Here is a 9,755-nt window from a genome sequence, read left to right as displayed (position 1 = left end):
AAAAAATGAATGTGCGGTGATTTATTTTTGAAATTCTTGAAATTATATCAAAAATTTAGAGTTTTGACGGAGAGACTAATTACATTACTCGAAAATGGACTATGCCAATTCAAAATTGGGGTGAGGCTATGGCTCATTTTATGATCAAATTCGAAGGGAGAATTTAAGTGCCTATAATCGAATTTACACAAATAGATGGAAAGTCTCTCAAGAACTAAAATTGAATTAAAAAACTTTCTAATTTTTTTATCCGTTCTGCCCGGTTACCAGAAATTTCGATTATTTTCGGATGTTCGTAGGTCGGAAAAATATCCAATATATCATCTCGATATATTTTTTTAAAAATTTTATCTACTGCTTTACGATAAGTCGGGTTTTCTTCAATATATTCTATAGAATTTTCTTTAGATATCGGCAAAAAAGTGATTAAATCTAAATGATTCAACACTAATTTGATTTCAGAGAATCTTTCTGAAACTTCGCTATCATTTATATCAATAGAATCCTGATCTAATGCGCACATTGCATAAGCTACAAAATCAACTGGACATCTATCAAATATTATATTTTCTTCATTTGCACAGTCATTTAGTTGATTAATACTATAATCTAATTGCTCTATAAAACTATCAAGATCTGGTTCCAATGATAACTCCATTGTTTTTTTATCTTGTAATTTATAATAGGGTTCAATTTCACATCTATAAGAAGGATATTTTTTAATAAAATCTTCAATAAGCGTACTTTTACCTATAAAATGTGTGCCAGAAACAGCAATGCGCATACTTTTCTCCTCCTTTAAAATTTCATTCGCGTAATTTAAATTTTTTTTGGCCTATTATTTATTGTTGCGTATAAATAAGATGATATTTAAAAAGAAGCAAATAACATGATATTTTCTGTTTACGACAGATGTGATAGAACCAACTGTTTCAGGTATAATCAATTAAATTTTCTTCTGCTTTCAAGCGCAGCAGATAAGGTGCCTTCGTCAAGATAATCAAGTTCTCCACCAATGGGTATACCGCTTGCTAGGCGTGAGATGTGGATTGAACTATTCCTGAAATACTCTGTGATAAAGTAAGCAGTAGTTTGACCTTCTAATGTAGAGTTGGTGGCGATGATAAGTTCCGATGTTTTGTTTTTATTACATCGTTCTAGAAGTTCTGGTAACCTTAAGTCATTTGGGTTACGATTGTTGGATGCAGAAATAGTTGCTCCAAGAACGTGATACCTACCACGAAATATTTCACTGCGTTCGATTGCCCAAAGCTCTGCTACAGTTTCTACAACTGCTATTATGGAATCGTTTCTAGATTCATTTGAACAAATACCGCAAATTTTAGTATAGTCAATATTGCCACAAAGTTGGCAATTAGTAAGTTGAGCAGATGCATCTTCTAAGCCCTGAATCAATGCTCGCATGCGTAAATCCTTATCTTGTAATAAATGCAATACTATTCTCCGGGCAGAACGATTACCAAGGCCTGGAAGCTTAGAAAATAAATAAATAAGTTGATCGAGTCCCGATGTTTTACGCATACTTAAATTCATGCTGAAATAAGTTATTTGATTAGATCCTGAAATAAGTTCAGGATAACTAAGAAATTCTCTTTAAAAAATTCCTAAAACCCAAAGCCTGGTGGTAATTTTCCAAGGTCGCCAAATGCATTAGACATATTGCTTTTTGAATCTTCATCAGCTTTGGCTTTTGCATCGTTATGAGCTGCTACAATAAGATCTTCAAGCATTTCTTTCTCGTCTGCTTTTAACAAAGAAGGATCCAAAGATGCTTTAAGCATCTCGCCGCTACCACTCATAGATACTGTAACTAGTCCGCCGCCGGATTTGCCAATATATTGTTTTGAAGCAATCTCTTCTTGCATTTCTTTCATTTTTTTCTGCATAACCTGAGCTTGCTTCATAAGCTGATTAATATTCATTGCTTCCTCTTGAGTTTTAATTTTCAGTTTTCAATATTATATCTGATATATTTGCATCAGGAAATTGATTTTTTATTACTTGATAATCTTCAGATAGTCTAACTTTTTCAAGCATTATATCCTTTAAAGTAGTAATATTTTGACAAATTTCACAACTAACTTTCCATTGGTTTCCAGACCATTCATTTAGCAATTGTTCGATTTTTTTAGCTTGTATGTTTGTATCCTTGTTACTACAGGCAATCTCTATCTGTAAATCTTGAAATTTTGGAATCCCTACTTCATTTAATAATAAGTAATATGTTTCCATCTCTTTTTGTTGATAACAGAATTTTAGAAAATCAAATACACTGTTCTTGCTTTCTTGAGCGGCTGGGGAAATAATTTTGTCAGGATCTATAATATCCTCAATGAGTGGCAAATTACAGGCGTAAATGGCTTTAATGATAATCATTTGTGCGGTGACAAGCTCATTGTGCGATTGCTTAATTTCCTGCAAACCATTGCTAAATATTTGCCACAAAGTGGTTAATCTGGAAAGTGGTGTGCCAATTAAAATACTAGATAATTCGTTAGAGTAATCTTGATATAAAGGGTTATGATAATTTGGAATAACTTTTGATTTACAAAGTTCTGCCATAAAATCGGCCATAACCTGAACAAAATATTCTAAACTATTAGCCTCTGCGTAAATCTCGCTTAATAAGTCTATTGCTCTACCAGGAGCATTAGCAATAATCAATTGTGTAAATTCAATGATGATATTTGCACGTAATAGACCAAGCATTTTGCCGACAAGTTCAGCAGTAATTAAATCTGAATCGCTTTGCTGGTTTAGATACGAGGCTGCTTGATCTATCATAGCAACAGCATCGCGAGCAGAACCTTCAGATTTACTTGCAATAATTTTTAAAGCTTCTTCTTCAAATTTAATATTTTCTTTTTGAGCAATTTTCTTGAGCAAGGTTTGAATTTCCTCGTAAGAAAGTCTCCTAAGATCATATCTCTGACATCTTGAGATTACGGTAAGTGGAATTTTTTGCACTTCAGTTGTTGCAAAAATAAAAATTACATGCGGTGGTGGTTCTTCTATAACTTTAAGGAGCGCATTAAACGCGCTTTTTGAAAGCATGTGAATCTCATCTATAATAAAGAATTTATAAGCGCCTAAAAGCGGCTTATATTCACTACTTTCAATTATTTCTCTGATATCGTCAACACCAGTTCTACTAGCTGCATCTATCTCAATAATATCTGGATGATTTTGTTTGGTATAACTAATACAATTTTTGCATTTTTCACAAGGTGCAATTTGTTCTCCATGGCTGCTCAGATCGGTACAATTTACAGTTTTTGCAATTATGCGCGCTGAGGAAGTTTTGCCAACTCCTCTAATACCAGTGAGTAAATAAGCTGATGCTAAACGATTATTTGCAATACAGTAAGACAGAGTTTTTACTAAAACTTCTTGCCCCATCAACTCAGAAAAATTGGTCGATCTATACTTGCGAGCAAAGGGTATGTATTTTAAACTTTCTTCTGACATGAACTTGCTAAACTACTAGATTTTAGATCAATTTACTATGCGAACAGCAAAAAACTTGAGTAGGACACTTAAAATTAGCGTTTCCTAACTCAGACTAAGAAGCTATATAGCTAGTACCGACCCGTTTACAAAATGCTCTGGCTGCTTCCTTTCGGATCTGACCAACTAAACAAAGCATACGCCCAGTACTAGCCATGGATAAAGATAGTTGTTTTAGTACGCTCAATCAAGCCATATTTTATATCATTATCCATTATTATATAATGGCCAGATTATATTTTTGAAGATTTAGGAGCTCTTGTAAGTGTTATAATTTCTTAAACTTTGTTTCGAGCTCTGCCTTAGTGAATCTATCAGGTGTACCAAAAACCTCTGGATCTTTCATTATAAATAAGCTGCTGGATATATTGCCAATTTGCATAGTATTCCCAAATGTGAGAGTTATATTATTATTCTCTTCGAATATTTGCATTTTTTGGATATTTTTATTTTTTTTATCAAACCAAATTTCACTTATTTTGTTTAAATCGTGATTTTTTAAGCGTAGAACGTAGCTATTATTATTTTGTTTTGCAGATAAAATTTCAAATTGGTTATCAAAACTGACTTTATCAACTAGCAAAAAATTAAAGATATTTTCAGTTGCTTTGATTCTACTAAGGTGTCCCATTTCGTAATCATAAACAGAGACATAGTTTTTATTACCAACAATAACAATCGGAAATGGTTCGTAGTAATTACACCTAAATTTATAAGGCTTATCAATAATAAGCATGCCTTCAGCTAGTCTGCCTGTACTATCTTCCTGAATAAATTCAACTGCAATTGATTTAATGCTACTTATATAAGATTTAATTTCCTCTGAAATATCAGCAGCGCTTGCGAAGTGAGTTGATGTTAGTAATAACATTAATATCATATATTTCATGATGGAAAATGGTATTAAATGTGTCTTACTTGTGTTAATGCGCATAAAAATCTGCTTTTTAAGGTGAAATTGATGTTCACATGATAAGGAATGGGTAGTATAACTTCAAGAATAAATTTAGTTGAAATTATTATACAATGAAGATTGCGGCAATTAAAGAACGGGAAAAAGGCGAAGCTAGAACAGCCATCACTCCTGACATAGTAAAACTATATGTCAAAAAAGGTTATAGGGTGTTCGTCGAGAGGGGCATAGGAATTGGAGCCAATTTTTTAGACGTTGATTATGAAAATGCTGGTGCAGCAGTTTCTTCGGTTATGCTTGAGATATTATCTGATGCAGATATTATTTTAAAAGTACAGCCTACGCCGCTTATAGACCAGTTCAACGAAATAGATATGGCAAAAGAAGGGGCGACGATAATAGGACTCATGTCGCCATATTCAAATATAGAATACTTAGAAAAAGCTGCGTCAAGAAAGCTTTCAACTGTTGCTATGGAGCTGGTGCCAAGGGTTACAAAAGCTCAAGGAATGGACGCTCTTTCGTCCCAGAGTAATCTTGCTGGTTATCGGGCAGTGATTGAAGCTAGCTATTATTTTGATAGAGCATTCCCAATGATGATGACCGCTGCTGGAACTATTAACCCAGCAAAAACACTCGTTCTTGGTATCGGTGTTGCTGGACTGCAAGCAATTGCTACAGCAAAAAGGCTAGGGTCTGGTGTTTCAGCTTATGATGTTAGGCTGGCAACAAAAGAGCAGGCTGAAAGTTTAGGTGCTAAATTTGTATATCCTTCTGAACTAATGACTGATTCTGAAGATAAAACTGGTTATGCAAAAGAAGTATCTCGTGACTTTGCAGCGATCCAAGAAAGGTTCCTTAATCAAATAATAGATAAGTTTGACATTGTCATTACTACTGCCCAAATTCCAGGCAAGAAAGCGCCGTTACTCATTACCAAAGATATGGTTGCAAAAATGAGACCTGGTTCAGTTATAGTTGACATGGCTGCTTCTTCTGGGGGTAATGTCGAAGATTCTGTAGAAGACAAAGTGTTAGTGAAAAAGGGAGTAAAAATTGTTGCATGGAGCAATCTGGCAACAAAAATTGCTGGGGATAGTTCGAGGCTGTATGCAAAAAATCTATATAATTTTCTTGATTATGCTGTGCAAGATAGGAAAATAAATTTTAAGGATGAACTAGTCGAGGAAATGACCATTAGTATTGATGGGAGTATGATAAACAAAAAATTTAAAGTATAATAACAATTCCAATTTTAATGATACACATGAATTTTTTAGGTCTCATTTGTGCTAACGTACCAGGTGTACACTGCGCAATCTCGTCTTTAAATTCAAGCATCTGATTTAACGTTGAAATTGTCATGAGAAAATATATATGAAAGAAAAATTGCCATTAGCTATAAATGAGGCTAAAGAAATTTCAGTAAAAGCAACTGAGTTATCTCTTAAGCTTCAGGAAATGAGCGAGGATATTATTGTTCAAGGAGGTCATCATATTGATCCATTGGTCTATGCTGTGACGATTTTTACGCTTGCTTGTTTTGTTGGTTATTATGTTGTTTGGAAAGTTACGCCGTCATTGCATACCCCGCTTATGTCTGTAACAAATGCAATTTCTGGTATTGTAATTGTTGGTGCTCTTATCTCAGCAAGTTCAGTAAATTTTGGTGTAGCTTCAGCATTTGGTTTTTTTGCAACTTTTTTGGCTGCAATCAATATTTTCGGTGGATTTATAGTAACCCAAAGAATGCTTGAAATGTTCAAGAAAAAATAAATTTATATGACAATACAACTAATCGAATTTTCTTACCTGGTTTCGGCCGTATGTTTTATTTTTGCCCTTAAAGGTTTATCTTCACCCAAATCCGCTAGAATAGGTAGTGTAATTGGCATGATAGGTATGGCTATAGCACTTATAGCTACGTTTAATATACCTTCGTTTGCTCAAAAAACAGCTCTTATTATTACCATAGTTTTAGGTGGCGGTATTGGTGGTGTGATAGCTAAAAAAATACCAATGACTGCTATGCCACAGCTTGTTGCTGGCTTTCATTCATTAGTAGGTTTAGCTGCAGTATTAGTGGCTTTTGGAGCTTTAATTTCACCACAAAATTTTGGCATAGGTGAAAAAGGTGCGATACCAGTTGGGGCATTAATAGAAATGTCTTTGGGCGCGGCGATTGGTGCTCTTACATTTAGCGGTTCATTAATTGCTTTTGGTAAGCTGCAAGGATTGATTGGTGCTAGGCCAATGAAATTCTTTGGTCAGCAATATGTATGCCTTCTACTTAGTGTAATGCTAGTGGTATTAATATACTATTTTGCTAAGTATCAAAGTTTATCTATTTTTACGTTACTAGTACTTGCTTCTTTAATTGTTGGCGTGTTGCTTATTGTACCAATTGGTGGCGCAGATATGCCTGTTGTAGTGTCAATGCTTAACTCATATTCTGGATGGGCGGCTGCAGGTATTGGCTTTACGCTTGGTAATAGTTTACTCATTATTACGGGAGCTCTTGTCGGCGCAAGTGGTGCTATTTTAAGTCACATTATGTGTCGCGCTATGAATAGGTCCTTATTTAATGTGATTTTCGGAGCTTTCATGAAACAAAAAGACTCTGGATTAGTGCAAAATGAGGACGATAGAATTGCAAAAATTAGCAGCGCTGAAGATGCAGCTTTTATGCTTGAGAGGGCTGAATCGGTAATAATTGTGCCAGGTTATGGCATGGCTGTTGCTCAGTCTCAGCATGCAATAAAGGAATTAACTGAGATACTTAAGAAGGCTGGCGTAAAAGTGAGATTTGCAATTCATCCAGTAGCTGGAAGGATGCCTGGTCATATGAACGTTCTGTTGGCAGAAGCTAATATTGATTATGAAGATGTTTGTGAACTTGAAGAAATAAATGCTGATTTTAATTCAACCGATGTAACCCTTGTAATTGGTGCTAATGATGTGACTAATCCCGCTGCTAAATCTGATAAAGACAGTCCTATTTATGGTATGCCAGTCCTTGATGTTGGTTTGTCAAAGACTGTTTTGTTTATTAAGAGGTCAATGTCTTCTGGTTACGCTGGAATTCAGAACGAATTGTTTTTTCAAGACAATACATTGATGCTTTTTGGTGATGCAAAAAAAGTGGTGGAAGATATTGTTAAAGCTCTGGGACAATAAATAAAGGTTACATACATATGTTTATTGTCAAAGCGTTATCTTTAAATATGGCTAAAAAAATGGCAGATGCTGCTGAAAATATGGCTATAACACGTTCCTTGAAAATAGTTATTGCTATTATGGATAACCACGGTAATTTGAAATATTACCGTCGTATGGATAATAACTGTGTAGTTAGTGTTAGAATGGCTCCTCTTAAGGCTTTAACTTCTGCAAGCATGCCCATTTCTACTAAAGATCTAGCGCTTAAGAACGAAAAGCTTGCAAATCTTCCTTATCTTGGAGTGCCTGGGATAGTATTATTAGAAGGTGGTTTACCAATTATTACGAAAGATGGTGAACATATTGGATCAATTGGCATTAGTGGTGCTACGCCTGAATTGGATGGCATATGTGCTCAAGCGGCTATAGATGCTATAATCGATAATTTATAGATATTCAAGGGTGCGGTGAATATTTAAGGCTTACCTAGGGCACAGGAAATCACCTGGAATTAGATTCTTGATAACTTCAAATGATACTAAATGATTGTTATTAACTATTTTAGTTATTCAAGGCGAGTTGAGAGTTAATAGGGTATACGATAAATAAAAACTCTTGTTTTAAGGATTCTATTCTTTTAACCTAAAGATAAAATACCAAAAATAATATTAGGATGGATTCTGTACAAGTTTGGTGTCGAGTTATTCGAGGCCTTGAATGGATAGCAGCTGCTGAAGCATGGTTACTTCCGGAAGTTAGCAATATAAAAACTAGGCCCAGAGATCTTTTATTTTGTTGCGATAATAGCAGCTGTGCAAACCAGCTTAGATGTATAGATGATGCATATTTAGTATGGGGAGAAATAAGAGGAATAGGACATACCAGGCAAAGCTTAAGAAATTTGAAAGCTTCTTTATTTAGGCTTCATAATCTTCCTGTAGAGATTAATTCAAAAATAAAGAATCTTCGTGTAACAGCTAGTTTTTTAGGTAAGCGTAATTATTCCCGCTATGACTTGGAAGCAGCTGTAGGAGGGGTGCTGGCTAATAACCTGGGGTTACGCTTTATTGACAGTCGTAGCAAAGAAAACTTAAATGTTCTATGGGTTAGATTCCATTTACTAGAAGATAAAGGATTAATTGGTATTAGAATAACTGACTATCCCTGTCACCGACGTATTTGGCGTGTTCAAGGTATAGCTGGGGCACTTCATCCTCCTGTAGCGGCAGCAATAGCTTTATTGGCTGACCTTAAACCAGGTCAAACTGTAATAGATCCATTTGCTGGCAGCGGAACACTATTAATTGAAGCTGGATTACAATGCCCAGGTCTGAATTTGGTTGGTTGCGATACTTCGGAAGAAGCAATAGCAAGAGCTTACAAACAAGGAGAACTAGCACATATTCTGCTAAATTTAAATGTAGTAGATTCAAGTGCGGTTTTATTTCCCAATGCTGATAGGATTATTTCAAATCCACCTTGGGGCTTATCAACAACATTGAAAGGCCAGGTAACTAATAATAACCTTATAGAAGCTTTACTTGGCAACCTTAACCCGTTTGGACGTGGTGTATTTATTGCGAGCCAGAAGTTACAACTTCCTGGATTATTTAAGAAGGCTGGCTTCTTTCCTCTTCTTGTTCAAACGCTTAGGATATCTGGGCGACTTGCTGAATTGGTTGTCATAGGCTATGATTCATGTTTTTCTAGTCCCTCCGTCAAAACTCTCCCCGCCTGAATTAACAAGGGGTTTCATGTCATAAACAGCTTACAAAATCCATAAGAAAATGGTATAATTACCGCATAAAGCTTACGGATTTTAAAATTATGCCTATAGAAAATATTACTTTTCTCCAAAAACAAGAAAGGTTATTTGAAGAGAAATTATCTACAAAACTAAATCCTAAAAACAAGTTATATAAACTAAGGGATTTAGTAAATTGGTCTGAACTTGAAGCCAGAGCATTGCCTAACATTGAAATCAAGCAATTTGGTAGAAATAAGAAAGATCATAGAGTAATGCTAGCACTATCAATGCTTCAAGCTATGTACAACGGTTCTGATTCGTTTACGGAGGAAGAGCTAAAGGAAAATATTTATTGGCAATATTTTTGTGGTTATGAATATTTGCAGCAAGATCTTGATGTGTCTGAAG

11 protein-coding genes and 1 other RNA gene are annotated in these 9,755 nt (G+C 35.0%); 6 read left to right on the top strand and 6 right to left on the bottom strand.

Features of this window, described 5'->3' with window-relative positions; translation table 11 throughout:
- Nucleotides 1-214: 214 nt before the first annotated feature.
- From Megvenef_RS05145 to Megvenef_RS05120, 6 genes are all read right to left on the bottom strand, one after another.
- The gene (locus Megvenef_RS05145; protein ID WP_322776910.1) at nt 215-784 is read right to left on the bottom strand and encodes an AAA family ATPase; all 570 of its coding nucleotides are present in this window, start codon (nt 782-784) and stop codon (nt 215-217) included.
- Between the two features lie 158 nt (nt 785-942).
- Complete coding sequence (recR, locus tag Megvenef_RS05140; protein ID WP_322776909.1) at nt 943-1,542, bottom strand: recombination mediator RecR; 600 nt, start codon at nt 1,540-1,542, stop codon at nt 943-945.
- Nucleotides 1,543-1,625: 83 nt separating this feature from the next.
- Nucleotides 1,626-1,943 carry a YbaB/EbfC family nucleoid-associated protein gene (locus Megvenef_RS05135; protein ID WP_322776908.1) on the bottom strand — a complete coding sequence of 106 codons (318 nt, stop codon included), beginning with the start codon at nt 1,941-1,943 and terminating at the stop codon, nt 1,626-1,628.
- Between the two features lie 16 nt (nt 1,944-1,959).
- Nucleotides 1,960-3,489, bottom strand: coding sequence for a DNA polymerase III subunit gamma/tau (gene dnaX, locus Megvenef_RS05130; protein ID WP_322776907.1), 1,530 nt, complete (start codon nt 3,487-3,489; stop codon nt 1,960-1,962).
- A gap of 102 nt (nt 3,490-3,591) precedes the next feature.
- Nucleotides 3,592-3,686, bottom strand: an RNA gene (gene ffs, locus Megvenef_RS05125) — signal recognition particle sRNA small type.
- A 110-nt stretch (nt 3,687-3,796) separates the two neighbouring features.
- Nucleotides 3,797-4,462: a LolA family protein gene (locus Megvenef_RS05120; RefSeq protein ID WP_322776906.1), complete on the bottom strand. Its 666-nt coding sequence runs from the start codon at nt 4,460-4,462 to the stop codon at nt 3,797-3,799.
- Between the two features lie 92 nt (nt 4,463-4,554).
- Here Megvenef_RS05120 and Megvenef_RS05115 point away from each other — a divergent pair, with 92 nt between their 5' ends.
- From Megvenef_RS05115 to Megvenef_RS05090, 6 genes are all read left to right on the top strand, one after another.
- The gene (locus Megvenef_RS05115) at nt 4,555-5,682 is read left to right on the top strand and encodes an NAD(P) transhydrogenase subunit alpha (protein WP_322776905.1); all 1,128 of its coding nucleotides are present in this window, start codon (nt 4,555-4,557) and stop codon (nt 5,680-5,682) included.
- A 136-nt stretch (nt 5,683-5,818) separates the two neighbouring features.
- The gene (locus Megvenef_RS05110; protein WP_322776904.1) at nt 5,819-6,217 is read left to right on the top strand and encodes an NAD(P) transhydrogenase subunit alpha part 2; all 399 of its coding nucleotides are present in this window, start codon (nt 5,819-5,821) and stop codon (nt 6,215-6,217) included.
- Between the two features lie 6 nt (nt 6,218-6,223).
- Entirely contained in the window at nt 6,224-7,618 is a 1,395-nt protein-coding gene (locus Megvenef_RS05105; protein WP_322776903.1) for an NAD(P)(+) transhydrogenase (Re/Si-specific) subunit beta, read from the top strand.
- Between the two features lie 17 nt (nt 7,619-7,635).
- Entirely contained in the window at nt 7,636-8,052 is a 417-nt protein-coding gene (locus Megvenef_RS05100; RefSeq protein ID WP_322776902.1) for a GlcG/HbpS family heme-binding protein, read from the top strand.
- A 221-nt stretch (nt 8,053-8,273) separates the two neighbouring features.
- The gene (locus tag Megvenef_RS05095) at nt 8,274-9,338 is read left to right on the top strand and encodes a methyltransferase (RefSeq protein ID WP_322776901.1); all 1,065 of its coding nucleotides are present in this window, start codon (nt 8,274-8,276) and stop codon (nt 9,336-9,338) included.
- A gap of 89 nt (nt 9,339-9,427) precedes the next feature.
- A partial coding sequence (locus Megvenef_RS05090) for a transposase (protein WP_322776028.1) occupies nt 9,428-9,755 on the top strand: 328 nt, incomplete at its 3' end.

Origin of the sequence: Candidatus Megaera venefica, from assembly GCF_034554655.1 — a bacterium.
Classification (GTDB): Bacteria; Pseudomonadota; Alphaproteobacteria; order Rickettsiales; family Rickettsiaceae; genus Megaera_A; species Megaera_A venefica.
This window is presented reverse-complemented; position numbering and strand designations above follow the sequence as displayed.

Coding starts and splice junctions, on each gene's coding strand:
- Megvenef_RS05145 (WP_322776910.1), bottom strand. CDS start 784: ATGCGCATTGCTGTTTCTGGCACACATTTTATAGGTAAAAGTACGCTT.
- recR (WP_322776909.1), bottom strand. CDS start 1,542: ATGCGTAAAACATCGGGACTCGATCAACTTATTTATTTATTTTCTAAG.
- Megvenef_RS05135 (WP_322776908.1), bottom strand. CDS start 1,943: ATGAATATTAATCAGCTTATGAAGCAAGCTCAGGTTATGCAGAAAAAA.
- dnaX (WP_322776907.1), bottom strand. CDS start 3,489: ATGTCAGAAGAAAGTTTAAAATACATACCCTTTGCTCGCAAGTATAGA.
- Megvenef_RS05120 (WP_322776906.1), bottom strand. CDS start 4,462: ATGCGCATTAACACAAGTAAGACACATTTAATACCATTTTCCATCATG.
- Megvenef_RS05115 (WP_322776905.1), top strand. CDS start 4,555: ATGAAGATTGCGGCAATTAAAGAACGGGAAAAAGGCGAAGCTAGAACA.
- Megvenef_RS05110 (WP_322776904.1), top strand. CDS start 5,819: ATGAAAGAAAAATTGCCATTAGCTATAAATGAGGCTAAAGAAATTTCA.
- Megvenef_RS05105 (WP_322776903.1), top strand. CDS start 6,224: ATGACAATACAACTAATCGAATTTTCTTACCTGGTTTCGGCCGTATGT.
- Megvenef_RS05100 (WP_322776902.1), top strand. CDS start 7,636: ATGTTTATTGTCAAAGCGTTATCTTTAAATATGGCTAAAAAAATGGCA.
- Megvenef_RS05095 (WP_322776901.1), top strand. CDS start 8,274: ATGGATTCTGTACAAGTTTGGTGTCGAGTTATTCGAGGCCTTGAATGG.